The organism is Bradyrhizobium sp. SZCCHNRI20481 (genome assembly GCF_032485055.1).
Taxonomy (GTDB): domain Bacteria; phylum Pseudomonadota; class Alphaproteobacteria; order Rhizobiales; family Xanthobacteraceae; genus Bradyrhizobium.
In genome coordinates this window covers 32,565-50,076 of sequence record NZ_JAUEUE010000027.1, presented here as the reverse complement: position 1 = coordinate 50,076, position 17,512 = coordinate 32,565, and the positions used below count along the sequence as shown (strand labels likewise).

The window sequence follows — 17,512 nt, the reverse complement described above, 5'->3', positions numbered from 1 at the left end:
AATCAACCCGGTCTGAATTGTCAGGACTCAGCCCGGTTCATACCCTCGTGGACCCCCACCCCCGACCCCTCCCCGCAAGGGGGAGGGGAGCGCACCGATCGGGTCGCGAGAGTTTGGGTCGAGCGCCCCCAAGGCTCCGAGCAAACAAGCACCGGCCCCACAGCAATCACACCCCCCACAAACAAAAACCCCGCCATTTGCGGCGGGGCCCAGTCTGGGAGGAGCAAGCCGGTGAGGCCTGCCGGAGTACCCAGTGAAAGATCAGGCGGGGATGCGCTCGTCCATGTCGTGCGGCTCGCGCAGCACGTAGCCGCGGCCCCAGACGGTCTCGATGAAGTTGCGGCCTTCGGAGGCGTTGGCGAGCTTCTTGCGCAGCTTGCAGATGAAGACGTCGATGATCTTCAGCTCGGGCTCGTCCATGCCGCCGTAGAGATGGTTGAGGAACATCTCCTTGGTGAGCGTGGTGCCCTTGCGGAGCGAGAGCAGCTCCAGCATCTGGTATTCCTTGCCGGTCAGGTGCACGCGCTGGCCGCCGACCTCCACCGTCTTGGTGTCCAGGTTGACGACGAGGTCGCCGGTCTGGATGACCGACTGGGCGTGGCCCTTGGAACGGCGGACGATCGCGTGGATGCGGGCGATCAGCTCGTCCTTGTGGAACGGCTTGGTCATGTAGTCGTCGGCGCCGAAGCCGAGACCCTTGACCTTGTCCTCGATCCCGGCGAGGCCGGAGAGGATCAGGATCGGCGTCTTGATCTTCGAGACGCGCAGCTGCTTGAGCACGTCGTAACCGGACATGTCGGGCAGATTGAGGTCGAGAAGGATGATGTCGTAATCGTACAACTTGCCGAGGTCGACGCCTTCTTCGCCAAGGTCAGTCGTGTAGACGTTGAAGCTCTCAGACTTCAACATCAGCTCGATCGACTGCGCGACGGCGCTGTCATCCTCAATCAGCAAAACGCGCATGCCAGTTCCCCATAGTCGCCGCTCCGGGCGTCAGGTCGGCCGCCATCGCGGCACTCAAAACGCCTTTGAACAACTGATTCGGATCCTGACGAGAGATGGTTAACAAATCCTGATTCCCCTCCGCAAGCTCTATCCGTGCAATTTTTATCGAATCGCCGTAAGGTGTTGCGATAAGGCAGTTTTTCTTAGCCGTCCTCGTTCAAGCTCCATGTTAAGAGATGGACCTAACCGACTCTCAGATCTCACCGCTTTTTGAAGGCGGCAAAGCGAAGCACGTCAGTCACTCCAGACCATGACGTAATGATTAATGATGCGAGTAAACACAGAGTTAAGCCGACGACGCGAATCTGCCCCTACTTAAGGTTTTCGCAATGAAGGCTCTGGCGCAATGAACTTTCTCTCGCGATGAAGGTGCTTTGGCAATGAAGGCCCTGGCCGAGCAGATCAGCGACATCGACGCCGTGAACACCTATGGGCGTGTCGTCGGCGTGAAGGGACTCATGGTGGAGATCGCCGGGCCGATTCATGCGATGTCGGTCGGCGCGCGCATCGTGATCGAGACCGGCAATAATTACATCCCTGCCGAAGTAATCGGTTTCTCCGGCAAGAATGCCGTGGTGATGCCGTTCGCCGGGCTGGAGGGCGTGCGCCGCGGCTGCCGCGCCGTGATCGCCAATGCGGCCAACCAGGTGCGGCCGTCGCCGGCCTGGCTCGGCCGCGTCATCAATGCGATGGGCGAGCCGATCGACGGCAAGGGGCCGCTGCCGCAGGGCGCCTCGCCAGTTCCTTATCGGAACAATCCGCCGCCGGCGCATTCGCGCAGGCGCGTCGGCTCGCCGCTCGATCTCGGCGTCCGCGCATTGAACACCTTTCTCACCTGTTGCCGCGGCCAGCGGCTCGGCATCTTCGCCGGCTCGGGCGTCGGCAAATCCGTGCTACTGTCGATGCTGGCGCGCAACGTCGATGCGGCGGTGTCGGTGATCGGACTGATCGGCGAGCGCGGCCGCGAGGTGCAGGAGTTCCTGCAGGACGATCTCGGCGATGAGGGTCTCGCGCGCTCGGTCGTCGTGGTCGCGACCTCCGACGAGCCGGCGCTGATGCGAAGGCAGGCGGCGTATCTGACGCTCGCGATCTCCGAATATTTCCGCGACGAGGGCAAGGATGTCCTTTGTCTAATGGACTCTGTGACGCGCTTTGCGATGGCGCAGCGCGAGATCGGGCTGTCGGCTGGCGAGCCGCCGACTGCCAAGGGCTACACGCCCACCGTGTTCACCGAGCTGCCGAAACTGCTGGAGAGGGCGGGTCCGGGCAGCGGCGACGGCACCATCACCGGGATTTTCACGGTGCTGGTCGATGGCGACGATCACAACGAGCCGGTGGCGGATGCGGTGCGCGGCATTCTCGACGGCCACGTCGTGATGCAGCGTTCGATCGCCGAACGCGGCCGCTATCCGGCGATCAACGTCCTCAAATCCGTGTCGCGGACGATGCCGAAATCGGCCGACCCCGTATTCTTGCCGACCATCATGCGGGCGCGCCAAGTGATGGCGACCTACGCCGACATGGAGGAGCTGATCCGGCTCGGCGCCTACCGCGCCGGTTCCAGTCCGGAGGTCGACGAGGCGATCCGGCTGCACGAGCCGTTGGAGGCGTTCCTGCGCCAGCGCAAGGACGAGGTCTCGACGTTGCAAAGCGGGTATCGGGAACTGGAACAGATCCTGGGGCGCTTGGAAACGGAAAGCTAACTTTGTCGGGTAATCATCCCCTCCATGTAACGAGCCTAGTCGGCGAGCCCAGGGAGGGCGGCCGGCCCTGTCCCGCGCCGTACACGGGACTTCTGGGGAGTATGAGTCGATGAAGTCGCGCGAAACGCTGATCCGTCTGAAGAAGTTTCAGGTGGATGAGAAACGCCGCCGGGTGACGCAGATCGAGGGCATGATCGCTGACTTCCAGCGCATGTCGGCCGAGCTCGAGCGGGAGATCCAGACCGAGCAGGAGCGGGCCGGCATCAACGACCCGACCCATTTTGCCTATCCGACCTACGCCAAGGCCGCGATCCAGCGCCGGGAAAACCTGACGCGCTCGGCCGACGAGCTGCGCACCCAGCTCGAGGACGCCAAGGCCGCGTTGTCCGAGGCGTTCGAGGAGATGAAGAAGGTCGAGCTGCTCGACGAGCGTGACCAGGCCCGAGAAAAGGCCGAGGAGAGCGCCCGCGAGCAGGCCGACATGGACAGCATCGGTCTGATGCGCGCCCGGCTCGGCGTCATCGCCTGAGCCTGTCGCCGTCGCGCTGTCGCTTTCGAAAACCCGGGCCGCGAGGTCCGGGTTTTTCGCCGCGCCCGCCCCGGTGGAGAGTTGCCCAGGACTTGTGCTACGGGAGGACGTAGGCTCGAACGAGGGAGTGGGGCGATTTTCGGGGACGCCAAATGCTGACGCCGGCAGAGCTGGTCTGGTTGCTTGCCGCTGTTGCCAAGGGGGACGAGGCCGCCTTCGAGCGCCTCTACGCGGCGACGCGTGCGAAACTCTATGGCGTCGTGCTCCGTATCTTGCACCGACAGGACCTCGCCGAGGAGGTCGTCCAGGAAACCTATGTGAAGGTCTGGAACAACGCCGCACAGTTCAACCCGGCCGTTTCTTCCCCGATCACCTGGATGGCCGCCATCGCCCGCAACCGCGCCATCGACCTGGTGCGCAAGCGCGGTGAGTTGTCTTTGGAGGATGAGCCCTCCGCGCTGGAGGTTGCGGCCGAGACGCCGGATCCGCTGGCGCGCCGCGAGATGTCGGAGGAGCTCAAGCGTCTTTTGGAATGCGTCGGCCAGCTCGAGCCCGACCGCCAGAAGCTCGTGCTGCTTGCCTACTATAACGGCTGGAGCCGCGAGCAATTGGCGACCAAGTTCGAGGCGCCGGTGAACACGGTGAAGACCTGGTTGCGGCGGAGCATGATGGACATCCGCCAATGCCTCGGTCTCGGATGAGGTGCCGTTCGAGCCGGCGAGAGACCTTGTAGGACGTGACCTGGACCTGTGATGGCGTATAGCGAAGACCATATCGCGCTGGCGGCGGAATATGCGCTCGGGACGCTCGACGCCGCCGAACGGGCGCAGGTCGAGACCATGATGGCCGTCGACATGGAATTTGCGACGCTGGTCCAGGCGTGGGAATTTCGTCTCGGTCCGCTCAACCAGATGGTCGGGCTGGTCGAGCCGCGCCCCGAGCTGTGGGAGCGCATCAAGGCCGAGATCGCGCGGTTGCGCGCGTTCGCCGAGAGCGCGCCGCCGGCTGAACCAGTGGCGGTGGCCGAGGCTCCAGTCATTGCTGTTCATCGTGACCCTGCGCCTCCCGAGGGTTCGCCTGTCGCGGCGGAAGCCCTGCCGATCGAAGCGGCCCCGGTCGAGGCGCCCGAGCCTGAGGTCGCGGCCGTCGCCGCGACGCGCAGCGCGTCTGCAGCGCATGAGATCGCGAACGATGATGCGAATGTGGTGCGGCTCTCGTCCAAGGTCCGGCAGTTGCGCGCGGTCGCCAACATCATGACCGCGCTCGCGGCAGTGCTGCTCGCGCTGGTCGGTGTCCAGGTTTACCGCCCCGATCTCTTGCCGCAGCCATTGCGGCCGAAGCCGCGGATCCAGACTGTGGAGGTCAAGGTGCCGGTCGCGCAACCCTCCGCCCAGTTCGTTGCTCTCCTGCAGAAGGACGCGGCGTCGCCGGCGTTCATCTTGACCGTCGATGCTGCCAGCAAAAGCTACACCGTGCGCCGGGTCGGCGCTGCGCCGGAGCCGGGCAAGAGCTTCGAGCTGTGGCTCGTATCCGACAAGCTGCAGAAGCCGCGCTCGCTCGGCGTGATCGGCGGCAGCGACTTCACCAGCCGTCCCGTTCTCTCGTCCTACGACGCCGACACCGTGAGTCGTGCGACCTACGCCGTCACGGTCGAGCCCGAGGGCGGGTCGCCGACCGGGCAGGCGACCGGGCCGATCGTGTTTACCGGCAAGCTGATCGAGACGGTGCCGCCGGCGCGGTGATTCAGGGCCCAAAAAAGAAAACGCCCGTGGGGAGCGGGCGTTTTCAGTAGTCGACTTGGGGTTGGGTCTACTACATATCCACGCGGCCAGTTGGGGGGCTGTGAGAACCGCGTGAATTCGGGAAATTCCTGTCAGCGAACCAGCGACGTCTCCGAACTCGTCACCACGACCGGCTTGCCGGCCTTGAGGACCTTTGCCGTCTGCGCGTAGTTCGGCTCCGCGTTGAGACGGGCGGAGATGCCGAAGCCGGCCACTGCGATGCCAGCCACGAGCGCCACCACCACGATCTTGAGGTGGGTGGTCCGATCCGCGCTGTAAATCGAGTGGTTCATGGAAGCCTCCTGCCGTCTTCCGTCCTTCGCTGATTCGTGTGAGCCGGGGGCTTTCCGGTTCATCGTCTCGCGTGAACTAACGTAGGAAACCTCAATTCCGTTTCGTAGACCACATCACAAGTGTGTGATAAGGCGTGATGCTTCGCGATCGAAAGTCGATGAAATATACATTTACATAGCTATATCAATAACTTAACTTGTTGTTCGGTGTGCGGATGAAATTTCAGCCACCTAACGCAAATTTAAGAATTCGTTTGCCTGTGGCGGTAAAGCAAGGGGTGGTCTGCCGGTAAAAACGGCAAAAGCCGGCGCCTCGCGCCGGCCCCGCTGATCAAACGCGCTCGGGATTCCGCGGTTCCGCAACGCCAGCCGTCACACGCTCCCCACCGTCTTCAGCCGCGCCCGCGGATGGATTTCGGCCTGCGACAGCACCGTGGTCTGGGCCCGGAAGCGCTCGACCAGCGAGCGGACGAACGGCCGGATCGCCGCCGACGTCACCAGCACCGGCGATTCGCCTTCGCGTGCGGCGCGCTCGAAGGCATCGCGCGTCGCGGTCATGAACTCCGACAGCTTCGACGGCTGCATCGCCAGGCTGCGCTCCTCGCCCTGGCCGATCAGCGATTCCGCAAACGCCTGCTCCCACCTCGCCGACAGCGCGATCAGCGGCAGGTAGCCCATCGGCGAGGTGTTCTGGGCGCAGATCTGGCGGGCGAGGCGGGCGCGCACGTGCTCGACGATCGTGGCCGGGTTGCGCGAGAACGCGAGCGCGTCGGCGATGCCTTCGAGGATGGTCGAGAGGTCGCGGATCGAGATGCGCTCCGACAACAGCAGCTGCAGCACGCGCTGGATGCCGGAAATCGTGATCTGCGTCGGCACGATGTCCTTGACCAGCTCGCTCTGCTCCTTCGGCAGCTCCTTCAGGAGCTTCTGCACCTCGCCGTAGGACAGCAGGTCGCTCATATTGGCCTTGAGCAGCTCGGTCAGGTGCGTCGACAGCACGGTCGCCGCGTCGACGACCGTGTAGCCCTTGAGCGTCGCCTCTTCCTTCAGGCCGGCGTCGACCCAGGTGGCGGGCAGGCCGAAGGTCGGCTCCGTCGTGTGGATGCCGGGCACCGCGACCTGGTTGCCGCCGGGGTCCATGACCATGAACTGGCTCGGCCAGATCTTGCCGGAGCCGGCGTCGACCTCCTTGATCTTGATGATGTAGGTGTTGGCCTCGAGCTGCACGTTGTCGAGGATGCGCACCGACGGCATCACGAAACCCATCTCGATCGCCAGCGACCGGCGCAGCGCCTTGATCTGGTCGGTCAGGCGGTCGGTGCCGTCGGGCGCGTTCACGAGCGGCAGCAGCGCATAGCCGAGCTCGATCTTGAGGTCGTCGATCTTGAGCGCGGCCGAGATCGGCTCCTCGGCGGCCGCGGCGGTGGCAGCCGCCGCCGGCGCTGCAGCCGCGGCGACCTCCTCGGCCTTCGCGACTTCCTTCTGCTTGCGCGCCTTGAGGGCGAGCGCGGCGGCGCCGCCGCCGAGCGCCAGGAACGGAAGGGTCGGGATGCCCGGCAGCAGCGCCAGCACCAGCATCACGGCGGCCGACATGCCGAGCGCCTGCGGATAGCCCGAGAACTGCTTGATCAGCGCCTTGTCGGCGGCACCGCTGACGCCGGCCTTGGAGACCAGGAGGCCCGCGGCGGTCGAGACGATCAGCGCCGGCACCTGGGTCACGAGGCCGTCGCCGACGGTCAGCGTGGTGTAGGTGCGGGCGGCCTCGGCAAAGCCGAGACCCTGCTGGGCGACGCCGATGATGATGCCGCCGATGATGTTGATGAAGACGACGAGCAGGCCGGCGACGGCGTCGCCGCGGACGAATTTCGAGGCACCGTCCATGGCGCCGAAGAAGCCGCTTTCGTCCTCCAGCTCCTTGCGCCTGATCTTGGCGACCTTCTCGTCGATCAGGCCGGCGGAGAGGTCGGCGTCGATCGCCATCTGCTTGCCGGGCATGGAGTCCAGATGGAAGCGCGCCGCGACCTCGGCGATGCGGCCCGAACCCTTGGTGATGACGACGAAGTTCACCGTCACCAGGATCGCGAACACGATGATGCCGATGACGAAATTGCCGCTCATCACGAAGTTGCCGAACGCCTCGATGACGTGGCCGGCCGCATCGGTGCCCTCGTGGCCGCGCGACAGGATCAGGCGGGTCGAGGCCAGGTTGAGCGACAGCCGCAGCATCGTCGAGATCAGGAGGATGGTCGGGAAGGAGGAGAATTCCAGCGGCGCCTGGATGAACAAGGCGGTCATCAGGATCAGGATCGACAGGGTGATCGAGATCGCCAGGAACAGATCGAGCACCAGCGAGGGCAGCGGCAGGATCAGCACCACCAGGATGGTGAGGATGCCGAGCGCCAGCGCGATGTCGCCGCGCAGGACTGCTGTCTTGAGGTCAGCGAATGAGAACCCGCCGGCCGGAGATCCGACCCCCTGACCCGCCGTGACGTCGACCATGGCTTTCGCCCCTTCCCGCCGGCCGCGTGTGCCGGCCCCAAACGACTGCGCGACGGCCGCAGGGCCGCCGTTCCGAAACTGAGGTACCGCGCCGGCGTCCACGGAAGGTCTCCTCCGTCAACTGCACCCAACCACGACACGCACATTCCACCCGGCAATTTTTGCCCGGTGGTTGGTTAGCGTTCGGTTAATGCCGGTTAACAAAGGGTTGCGGGGGCAGGAGAGCGGGGCACTCGGCGCGCCAGGCGCTGGTCTGCATCGGTGAGCCTCCTTCATCGGGGTGGTTGGCGTGCGCCCGCGGTCTCGCGGCGCCGCGCGCCCGAGTTGTGCGTCAGGTCCGCCCTCGATCGGATGGAGGGCGCAGGGAAGGCCGGGCGCTGGCCGCGCCCGTGGCCCGCCTGCGAAAAAAATGCAGGCGGCAGGTACCACAGGTCTGGCCGAGAACGCCCGGCCTCCCCTGCGCAACGGTTGGAACGGCTTATACGTGGTCTCCCTGGTGCGCCGGGCTTGTTGGCCACCATGGCGACAATGCGCTTGCGCGCATTGCGCTGGACACCAGCGTCGGGGTGTCAGGACCGCACGATTTCGCCGTGCGCAACGAACCGTTCGTCCGCGCGGCACGAAGCCACGCTGCGATTCCCTGCGCCCATCGCATCCCACCTCCCACGTCTCGTGACGGTCGCGACACGCCCCTCCGGCGGAAGCAGGACGGGAGAGATATACATGATTTCGGAAAAAATGAAAGAAGAATTTTGGAAGGCCGACAAATTCCGGCCAGTCTGCTTAGTCCTCACTCGAACTGCCCACCCGCCAATCAGCGTACAACCCAGCCGGACTCGAAATGCTGCTGGATGAAATTTCTGAGGCAGGTCCGTAGTGTTTGTCGGACACTTACCTGGAAGACCTTGCTATAGATGTTCAGCCTGATTTTGAAGTATGCAGCTGGCGCCCGACGTTTTGTGGATCGTTCGAGGAAGGTCGACCCGTCAATCCTGACACCAAAATCGTGCCGTCCAGGTCCTCCTCCCCACGCCAATCCGCCTCCTGCTCAAGAGGGAGATTCGAGACGCGCATGTCAGAACGATCATTCGCTAAGACTCATCCCTCCAAGAAATATCAGCCTCTGGGCAGGTGTTTATACTGCAGCACTACCCAAGGCCGGTTGACTGATGAACACGTAATTCCATTCGCGCTGGGCGGCACTATTGTCCTGCCTAAATCGAGCTGTGATGCTTGTTCCGATATCACAAAAAGATTTGAGGGTTTCTGCATGCGACCCATGATGGGGCCGTTGCGAATCCGTCTTCAACTGCAAACTAGACGCAAGAAAGAGCGCCCGAAAATGATCAGTACCGTGCTGGTTGGGCCGGACGGCGCTCAGGAAATCATCGAAACAGCGCCCGAAAAATATCCCTTGATAGGCTTAGGCTTCAAGTGGAAATCTGCTGGTCTGATGCTTGGAGAGGCGCCAACCAGCCAGTTCGAAGGCGATCTCGTAGTTAAAGAAGACGGTGCTCTGAAGGAATTGCTCAACAGAGCCGAAAATCGGAAAGTCAAACTAGGAACAATCAATCAAGCAGAATTTGCAAGAATGTTAGCCAAAATCGCGCACGCCCACGCAGTGGCTGAAAGTGAGGTTATTGGCTTAAGTCTAAGATTTTTTCTCCCAGAGATCATACTCGGTAAATCGGATATCTACCCCTACTATATCGGAGGTGATCTCGATCCTCAGATGCCGGAGCCGTACTTCCATCAGCTTCGGTTTAGGCATGCGGAATTCAAAGGTCGAAAGCTGTATTTCGTTACTGTCCATCTTTTCGGATCCATGGCAATGCCCCGCTATCACGTTGTTGTAGGCGAGGAGTAGCGGCGGTCTACGTCCCTTCCCCCTGTGGGAAAGCTGCAAAAAGCTCCGAAGCAGAACGAAGAGATAAGCATAATTTCGGAAAAAAGAACGAGGAATTTTGCGCCCGAGATTGAATTGGCCAACGCAACGTTTAGGTTCGTCGGCGCGCGGCGCGATACTGAAGCCCAATTAGCTGCTCGGTCAAAACCTGAGCGAGAGCACCATCCGCGATTTCGAAAAGGGTCGCCGGGTCCGATCCATCAACAATCTGGCTGTCATACGCCGTGCGCTTGAAGCTGCCGGGGTTGGCTCGATTGATGGCAACTAGCCCGGGGTCGACCGATGCGCTGACAACAGAATTCGTAAACACCGAAACTAGGCCGCGTATTCATAGACCCGTTGGCGTGACGTTACGAGCGCTACGTCCGCGTTGCCCCGTTAGCAATACGCTCGCGCGGTGGCGCGGGTATGTCGCGAACGGTCAACAACGCACCGCTCATCAGAGTCCGGGAATGTCCCTTAAGGGCGAATTCCGGACACGGTAAGGCAGCCCGATCAAGTTGTGAACGACCCAAAGTGGGCATTTGTCCGCTCGAAATCGGCGCAATGAATTCCCAAGCGACGCTGTCGGCGTTAGTGCACTGGCGTTAGCACTAAAGACAAGATGACGTTTGCTCCTGATAACTGCGGCCATTGTCGCGCCGATTGCCGCCAGGCTCATCAACGTCGCTGCCGGCGTTTAGGGAACTTTGTAGATGCCCTTTGCGCGCCGCTCATTTATGGCTGATTCAGCTCTAAGCTTGGTAAGCGCCCCAAGAACATTATTCCCAACAGCCTCGTAGACCGAGTCTCCCGGCCTTTGCCTGCCGATTTCCAGCGCCTTGGTAATCACTGATCGCAATTTGAGCCCCCTAAGGCGCTTGAACATCGCGTAATAGTCTTCAGCGGTGACCTTGGATAGCAGAACAATGTCCTCCTCGTGCCAACCGTGATCTTTGGCGATTTGAAACAGCACGTCGGCAGGGTCTCGATCATCGTCGAAAGAGTTGAACCGGTCGGCGATAGCCTTCTGAAGATCGGGGTCATGAATGGTGAAGCCGGCGCTCTCCATATCGTAGAGATTCCGGGGGGCATCCTTGTAGGCCTCTAGCCAGTCGCATAGCATTTGCTTTGCATCGTCCGCCTTGCCCATCTGCTTTAAGAACATGATTGCGCCATCGACGTAGTTGACCGGCGTATGATCGGGATAGTTCTTAACCGCCTCAGCCAATCCCTTGCATATCTCCTCCAAGTTGTCATCAAACGAGTCCCGATAGGCGTCCCGCGGGCCCTGTACCGCCTTTCGCATTTGTTCATTGCAATAGTTCTCGTTTAGTTTCTTGCCTTCTTTGGTGAGCTTGTCGGTATCGACGAATCCCTTCTGAATGGCCTCGAGCAGAACCTTGTCGAACGCATCGACAAGGCCGAACGAGTAGGCCTCCAATAAGTCGTCGAACTTCTTCTGTTCGTCGGTGAGCTTGCGGTCGCGAATTGCGTAATGGGACTTATAACGCTCATCTAGAGTGTATTCGAGGAGGGCATCTTGTTTCGCGTAGACGCACCATCCGAGGAGGACCAGCGTCGAAACCGCTTGATTTGTTACGCGAGGATCAAACTCCTTTAGGTGAGCGCAGATCTCATGGACGAGTCGTTCTATTTTTTTAATTATGCGGATATTGGCTATTTCAAGCTTTTGGCAATTCTCCCGCATAGAATCGTCGGCCGCTTCTGTTCCTTTCAAGGAAATCTGGCAAGCCTCGGCGGACGTCGGTTCAAACAGTAGGGAGGTATCTATGACCTTCTCGCTGTATTTATCAAAGGCGGGACGGTCTCCGGTTTTGTCAAGCTCATCTTCATTCAGGATGAGGACGATCTTGCATTTGCGCCGTTCCTTGAGAAGAGACACGAGCCCAAGAATGTCTATGACCCGAAGCTTTTCGCCCTTCCGCTCAATATCATCGATGCAGATGGTATAGTTCCGCACTGACAAGAAGGCGGCCTGCTCCACAATGGTAGTCAGGCCCGGTTTGATGACACCGAGAGCTTTCGTACTTATAGATTTGAGATTTTCGCCTAACGTTTCCATCGTCGGGCCTGTGGCGATGCTCGCCATGGGAATGACATTCTCGAAAATGGAGAGCTTGAAGCGGTCGAGGGTATCGATCCCGAATAACGAGACGTAGGAATAAGACGGCAGGGCAGCATCTTTGCCCACCTCTTTGAGCAAGGTCTCCCATGTGTAGGTTTTTCCGACGCCCCATTTGCCTCGTATGCAAAGCACCTCGGGCATTGGGTCTTTGAGAAAGCGGACTATCGCTTGACGGAGCAAGGTGAATGCGGTTGGCTTTTCCTTGGCTTTGTCGGGCATGAACGGTCCGCTGAGGTGAAACGCTCGCAAAATATCACCTTTTAGGTGTGGTTTACAGCGGGGCGTTTTGCAGCAGAGCGGCAAAAATTTTCGCGTTTGGAAGCTATCGCTCAAAACGACCGTCAGGCCAGCTGATTGAATTGTCTCCTCTGGCACGAAGCTGTCGGGCCAGGATATCCGCCCCAACGGTCGCGGCTGGGGACACGCCGGGCACGAGGGGCGCCCGCTTCGGTCGTAATGCCTGTAGCCGCCAACGTCCGTTCCGGGCTGAATGCGTACGTCGGTAACTCGGTCGCAAAGGTCTGCCTTGGGTGACTCAGCAGGGACCGTCGGCCGGTTGATGTCCGCTCCTCTCCGCCGGCAGACGCTGCAATCTCGATCGCGATCGGTCCGGAAAAGGATTCGCCGGGGAGCACGCAGGGACCATCGGGCAGACGTTCCAGGACGTAGGTGACGAGATCGGCGTAGTCGAGCGGCCGATCGCGCGGACAGGACAACAGCCGGACCGGGCGACGGACCGAGCGCCGGTCCGCCAGCCAGTTCAATCATTGCCCCGGTCCGTCCATCCCCGGCAACAGGATGATCGGGGCGGCTTTCGCAGCATCCATTTCCGGAGTCCGGCACGTCATGCATTTGCAGTTTCGATATGACGATCCCCGCGATTGGCCGCCACGCCTACAATTTCACGACCACCTTGCCGAAATGCGAGCCGGACCGGAGATGGGCATACGCGTCGGGGGCGTCGTCGAAGCCATAGACCCGATCGACGATCGGGTGGATCGCGTGGTCGGTCAGGAAGCGATTCATCGCGGTGAAATGGTCGACCGATCCGACGGTGACGCCGATGATGTCGGCATTTTCCCACTGCAGCCGCGCGAGGTCGGGTTTTGGGCCGAATCCGGTCAAGACGCCGATCTGAATGATCTTGCCACCGGAGGCGACCGATCGCATCGATCGGTCATAGGTGCCGGGGCCGCCGAGTTCGAGGATATGACTGGCGCCTCGGCCGTCGGTCGCCGTCATCAGGGCCACATCCCAGTCAGGCGTTTTGCGGTAGTTGATCAGGATCGCAGCGTCGAGCGCCTTGGCACGGGCGAGTTTCTCATCCGAGGACGAGATCACGATCGCGCGCGCGCCGAGCGCAGTGGCGAACTGGAGGCCGAACAGCGCGACGCCGCCGGTGCCCTGCACCAGCAGCGTGTCGCCTTGGCCCATCCCGCCGCGCGTGACGAGGCCATGCCAGGCCGTGACGGCGGCGCAGGGCAGGGTCGCGGCCTCGATCGACGTGAGGTGCTCCGGCACGGCGACGACCGCCGTGGCCGGCAGCACGACATGCTCCGCCAGCATTCCATCCATCGTGCTGCCGCCCAGCGCCGACGCGACGTAGTCGGTCTTGAACGGACCCGAGACCCAATCACGAAAGAACGACGCGGCGACCCGGTCGCCGACCTGCCATTGGACGACATCGGGGCCCATGGCATCGACGACGCCGGCGCCGTCGGACAGCGGAATGCGGCCATCCAGCCCGTCTTGGCCCGCGCGGTCGAGGATGATGAGGTCACGGTAGTTGAGGCTCGCCGCCTCGACGCGGATGCGGACCTCGCCATTGCCGGGTTCGGGCTTGTGGACGTCTACCCGCACGAGGCGACCGGCGCCGGCATGGCCATTCACATGATAGGCTTTCATGGTTGCTCCTTTCCAAGGGCATTCACCTGGATGAGCAGACTCTGTAAGGTCTGACAGTGCTGTCAGGGTCAAGAGGTTTTCAGGTGAAGATTGGCGAGCTCTCCCGGAGGACGCGGGTCAGCGTCCGGATGCTGCGCTACTACGAAGACCAGGGATTGCTGGCGCCGCGACGGACCGGTTCCGGCTATCGCGACTATGGCCCGGCGGAGGAGGAAACCGTGCGCCGGATCAAATTGCTCGGCGCGGCCGGGATGACGCTGGAGACGATCCAGCAATTGCTCCCCTGCGTGAAGAGCGACCAGCCGGCTTTTACGCCATGCGACAATCTGCGACGCATCTTGGCCGAGCAGGTTGGCCTGATCGATCAACGGATCGAGACGCTGAGCCAGAGCCGGACAATCCTGGCCGGCTTCCTGTCGAGCGTGGACTGAGTTCTCTGTCGACGGCCGGACGGCATCGACGCGTCATCACCAGGCCGCGGCGGTCGGCGTCCGGGAGTTGCCGCCATGGCCCGCAAGGCACCGCGGCGACGCGCTCCGCAAGCGGCGCATCGCATTGACCGCTCGCCGACGCAGGGATGCTCGAGCAACTTGGAAAAACAGAAAGCAGATTGTTTCGATCAATCAAGAATTGCAGGGAGACCTGGAGGAGCTCTCGCGGTTTTGCTCAGGCTCGATCAACTCTGTCTCATCGCGCCTTGGCGCGGATCAGCAGGGTGATCCGCCTCTTCCATTCGCGGAGGTTGCAGGCGATTCCAGTTGGACCTGGAGGGGGCTCGGGCCGATGGTGCCCACGGCACCAGGCAATGTGGCCGGATCATGCGCGTCGCGCTGCGTGACGCTTCAAGTTTTTCTGATCGCTGCGATCAGCGATTGCGATTGGCGATGCGGGATGTTGCTCTTTAGAAGGCTTCTAAATCTTTCTCAGGAGACCCGAAGATGCATCGACCGAAGCTCCGCCATGGTCTGCGGCTGATAGTGACGGCCGCTGGCCTTGCCGGGCTTGCATCGCTGATCGCGATCGCCGCGCCAAGGGCGGAGACGCCGACGCCCGCACCAGCACCGGCCTATCTGCCGACCGTCAGCGACCTGATGATCGCGACCATCCAGCCGCGCCATCTCAGGCTCTGGATCGCCGGCCATAGCGGCAATTGGACGTTCAGCGCCTATGAGCTCGGCAATCTCAAGGGCGCGTTCAACCGTGTCAGCCGGGCGCAGCCGCTGGTCGAGGGCAATTCGTTCGCCGACATGACGACGGCCGTGACGCAGCAGCCGTTCGACGAGCTGGCGCAGGCCATCAAGCAGAAGGACATCGGCCGCTTCGAGCGCTCCTATGCCGACCTCACGGCCGCCTGCAATTCCTGCCACCAGGCGCTCAATCGCGCCGCCGTGGTCATCAAGGTGCCGCAGACCGCCGGCGTTGCCGACCAGGACTTCACGCCGGGCACGGAGTGACGGGACGAGCCTCGGGCAAGACGATTCGGAAGCGGCGGGCGCCTTCATCGAAACGATATTGGTTGCTGAAATGCGATATTGAGGTGAAGGGGGACCCGCATGAAGCTCTATTCGTTCTGGCAGTCGCTCGCGAGCTTTCGGGTGCGGATCGCGCTCAACCTCAAGGGAATCGCCTACGAGCTGGTTGCAGTCGATCTCGATCGGCAGCAGCAGCGTGAGGGTGACTATGCCGCGCTCAATCCGCAGATGGCGCTGCCGGCGCTGGTGCTCGACGACGGCACCGTGCTGACGCAGTCGCTGGCGATCCTCGAGTATCTCGACGAGGCCTGTTCCGGCGCGGCGCTGTTGCCTGGTGATGCCAAGGGGCGCGCGCGGGTGAGGGCGCTGGCGGCGATGATCGCCTGCGATGCGCATCCGCTGACGACGCCGCGGGTGCAGCGCTATCTCACCGAGGTGCTGCACGTGGACGACGCGGCACGCGCGGCCTGGCTCAGGCACTGGACGGCGGAGATGCTGGTCGCGATCGAGGCCCAGCTTGCGGGCCATGTCGCGACCGGCCGGTTCTGCCATGGCGATGCGCCGACGATGGCCGACATCTGCCTCGCCGGCCACGCCGTCTACGCGCGCAATAAAGGCCTCGACCTCGCCGCGACGCCGACGGTGCAGCGCGTCGTCGAGGCCGCGATGGCGCTGCCGGCCTTCGCGTCCGCCCATCCGCTGGCGCAGCCGGACACGCCGCCGGCGCTGCGCGCCAAGCCGGCTGCGCCGTAGCCTCATCTCTTTGTTGAGCATGATCTCCGCACAAACGCCTTCGGCGTTTGTCGCGAGGGAAAACCGGTTTCCACCTTTCCGGATCATGCTCTACGCCAGAACCATCGGCGCTACCGCGCCGGCTGGCCGCCGTCGCGCTTCATCCAGTCGCGGAACTGCTCGAACAGCACCCTTGTTTCGTCCTCGCTCATTCGCCGGCCGCCGGTCGGCGCCCTTGCGCTCATCCACTCGTCGAACTGCTGCTTGATGGCGGCGCCGTCGGCCTGCGGCGCGCGCGTGCTGGCCAAAAGCTCCTCCGCGGCGCGGAAGCGGGTCCAGCCGGGCAGCGAGGAGGAGAGGCTGATCTCGTTCCATTTGGGGTGGAACGGCGGCCGCTTGAACTGGTCGAACCGCTTGAACAGATAGTCGACGAAGCGCGCGACGCGGCGGTAGCGCTCGGTCTCCGGCGGCCAGTTGTAGACCGCCAGCACCTGCGGCACGCCGATGGTCTCGACGCTCTCGCCGGGCTTGAGCAGATTGGGATAGTCCTGCGACGTCAGCTTGGTCGGCACGTAGTAGTCCTGCAGGCTGCGCGCGAACGGAATCGGCAGGAAGTGGAAGCCGGGCTCGGGCTTGAACTTGGCGAACAGATCGGTCGGCTTGCCGGTGACGTGGACGACGCCGGCGATCTCGCCGCTGCGCATCCTCTCCAGCGCCACCGAATTGTTGATGAACACCTTCTCCGCGCCGATCTTGAGCCGGTCGAACACGATGCCGCCGGTGAGGTTGGCGGCGCTGCCCACGGTGTTGAAGGAGACCTTCTTGCCGGCGAGATCCTCGAGCGTCCTGATCTCCGGGCGGACGTAGACGTGCATCTCGTTGATGTAGAACGAGCAGATGTAGCGGATCCGGTTCTTGATGTTGGCGAGCGTGCCGTTGCGGACGAACTCATCGAGCACGTCGGCCGAAGTGATGGTGACGTCGACGCCGCGCAGATACAGCAGGTCCTCGATGTTGCCGAGCGCGCCGTAGGTCACCATCGGCAGCACGCGCAGGTTCGGGCGGTCGTCGAGCACCTTGGCCATCTCGGCCGCAAAACGGATGTTGGTGCCTTCGAGCAGGCCGCCGGCGACGCCGACCGTCCATTCGTTGGACTCCTGCAGCTTGCCGCCTTCGCCGGCCGCGGCGGCCGTTGCCGCCGCCGGCCTTCCGGTCCGCGCCGTCTGTGCCATGGCCGGCAGCAACGGTGCCACCAGACTCAATCCCGCCGCAACGACGCAACTCAACAACGCGACCCGCATGCCCCAAATTCCTCCGTTGCCGGCCGCACGGCGATCGTGAGGCGCGGCCGATTTTCGCGCATTATCTCCTTGGTTGAGGAAAGAGGTCTACTACTCGCCGGTTGGGCGCAGCCGGGGCTGCTGCGAAGCGCATCCTCGCCACCAAAAAGCCATAGGCTTGATTGCGCCTCGGTCTGGACGGAGAAACGCCGCGATATCAGTCCGAGAGTCGTCGCCTCATCGCACGCGGCCACAATGGCTCGCTGGAAATCGGTGCAG

14 protein-coding genes are annotated in these 17,512 nt (G+C 62.5%); 8 read left to right on the top strand and 6 right to left on the bottom strand.

Annotation, left to right across the window (positions count from 1 at the left end; genetic code table 11):
- Nucleotides 1-261: 261 nt before the first annotated feature.
- A complete protein-coding gene (gene ctrA, locus QX132_RS32230; protein WP_012046382.1) occupies nt 262-963 on the bottom strand; it encodes a response regulator transcription factor CtrA in 702 nt (233 codons plus the stop codon).
- Nucleotides 964-1,385: 422 nt separating this feature from the next.
- On the opposite strand from ctrA, the gene fliI reads away from it, so the two are divergent.
- The 4 genes from fliI to QX132_RS32210 all read left to right on the top strand — a co-directional run bounded on the left by fliI (nt 1,386) and on the right by QX132_RS32210 (nt 4,979).
- Nucleotides 1,386-2,708: a flagellar protein export ATPase FliI gene (fliI, locus tag QX132_RS32225; protein WP_315734073.1), complete on the top strand. Its 1,323-nt coding sequence runs from the start codon at nt 1,386-1,388 to the stop codon at nt 2,706-2,708.
- A gap of 109 nt (nt 2,709-2,817) precedes the next feature.
- A complete protein-coding gene (fliJ, locus tag QX132_RS32220) occupies nt 2,818-3,237 on the top strand; it encodes a flagellar export protein FliJ (protein ID WP_315714036.1) in 420 nt (139 codons plus the stop codon).
- A gap of 152 nt (nt 3,238-3,389) precedes the next feature.
- Complete coding sequence (locus QX132_RS32215; RefSeq protein WP_315714037.1) at nt 3,390-3,938, top strand: sigma-70 family RNA polymerase sigma factor; 549 nt, start codon at nt 3,390-3,392, stop codon at nt 3,936-3,938.
- Between the two features lie 51 nt (nt 3,939-3,989).
- The gene (locus QX132_RS32210; RefSeq protein ID WP_316163782.1) at nt 3,990-4,979 is read left to right on the top strand and encodes an anti-sigma factor domain-containing protein; all 990 of its coding nucleotides are present in this window, start codon (nt 3,990-3,992) and stop codon (nt 4,977-4,979) included.
- Nucleotides 4,980-5,110: 131 nt separating this feature from the next.
- Here the strand turns inward: QX132_RS32210 and QX132_RS32205 are convergent, their stop codons facing one another.
- Nucleotides 5,111-5,311 carry a hypothetical protein gene (locus QX132_RS32205; RefSeq protein ID WP_315734069.1) on the bottom strand — a complete coding sequence of 67 codons (201 nt, stop codon included), beginning with the start codon at nt 5,309-5,311 and terminating at the stop codon, nt 5,111-5,113.
- A gap of 372 nt (nt 5,312-5,683) precedes the next feature.
- Nucleotides 5,684-7,810: a flagellar biosynthesis protein FlhA gene (gene flhA / locus QX132_RS32200; RefSeq protein WP_315714040.1), complete on the bottom strand. Its 2,127-nt coding sequence runs from the start codon at nt 7,808-7,810 to the stop codon at nt 5,684-5,686.
- Nucleotides 7,811-9,152: 1,342 nt separating this feature from the next.
- Between flhA and QX132_RS32195 the strand changes: the two genes are divergently transcribed.
- Nucleotides 9,153-9,677 (top strand): hypothetical protein, encoded by a 525-nt coding sequence (locus QX132_RS32195; RefSeq protein WP_315775339.1) that lies wholly within the window; start codon nt 9,153-9,155, stop codon nt 9,675-9,677.
- A 718-nt stretch (nt 9,678-10,395) separates the two neighbouring features.
- On the opposite strand, the gene QX132_RS32190 is transcribed toward QX132_RS32195, so the two are convergent.
- Nucleotides 10,396-12,063: a hypothetical protein gene (locus tag QX132_RS32190; protein ID WP_316163781.1), complete on the bottom strand. Its 1,668-nt coding sequence runs from the start codon at nt 12,061-12,063 to the stop codon at nt 10,396-10,398.
- A 675-nt stretch (nt 12,064-12,738) separates the two neighbouring features.
- Complete coding sequence (locus QX132_RS32185; protein WP_316163780.1) at nt 12,739-13,749, bottom strand: NAD(P)-dependent alcohol dehydrogenase; 1,011 nt, start codon at nt 13,747-13,749, stop codon at nt 12,739-12,741.
- An 83-nt stretch (nt 13,750-13,832) separates the two neighbouring features.
- On the opposite strand from QX132_RS32185, the gene QX132_RS32180 reads away from it, so the two are divergent.
- The 3 genes from QX132_RS32180 to maiA all read left to right on the top strand — a co-directional run bounded on the left by QX132_RS32180 (nt 13,833) and on the right by maiA (nt 15,974).
- On the top strand, nt 13,833-14,180 hold the full coding sequence (locus tag QX132_RS32180) for a MerR family transcriptional regulator (RefSeq protein ID WP_316163779.1): 348 nt from the start codon (nt 13,833-13,835) through the stop codon (nt 14,178-14,180).
- A gap of 507 nt (nt 14,181-14,687) precedes the next feature.
- The gene (locus QX132_RS32175) at nt 14,688-15,203 is read left to right on the top strand and encodes a cytochrome family protein (RefSeq protein ID WP_316163778.1); all 516 of its coding nucleotides are present in this window, start codon (nt 14,688-14,690) and stop codon (nt 15,201-15,203) included.
- A 99-nt stretch (nt 15,204-15,302) separates the two neighbouring features.
- Nucleotides 15,303-15,974, top strand: coding sequence for a maleylacetoacetate isomerase (gene maiA, locus QX132_RS32170; RefSeq protein WP_316163777.1), 672 nt, complete (start codon nt 15,303-15,305; stop codon nt 15,972-15,974).
- A gap of 110 nt (nt 15,975-16,084) precedes the next feature.
- Here maiA and QX132_RS32165 read toward each other — a convergent pair whose 3' ends face one another.
- Nucleotides 16,085-17,254, bottom strand: coding sequence for a TAXI family TRAP transporter solute-binding subunit (locus QX132_RS32165; RefSeq protein WP_316163776.1), 1,170 nt, complete (start codon nt 17,252-17,254; stop codon nt 16,085-16,087).
- Between the last annotated feature and the right edge of the window lie 258 nt (nt 17,255-17,512).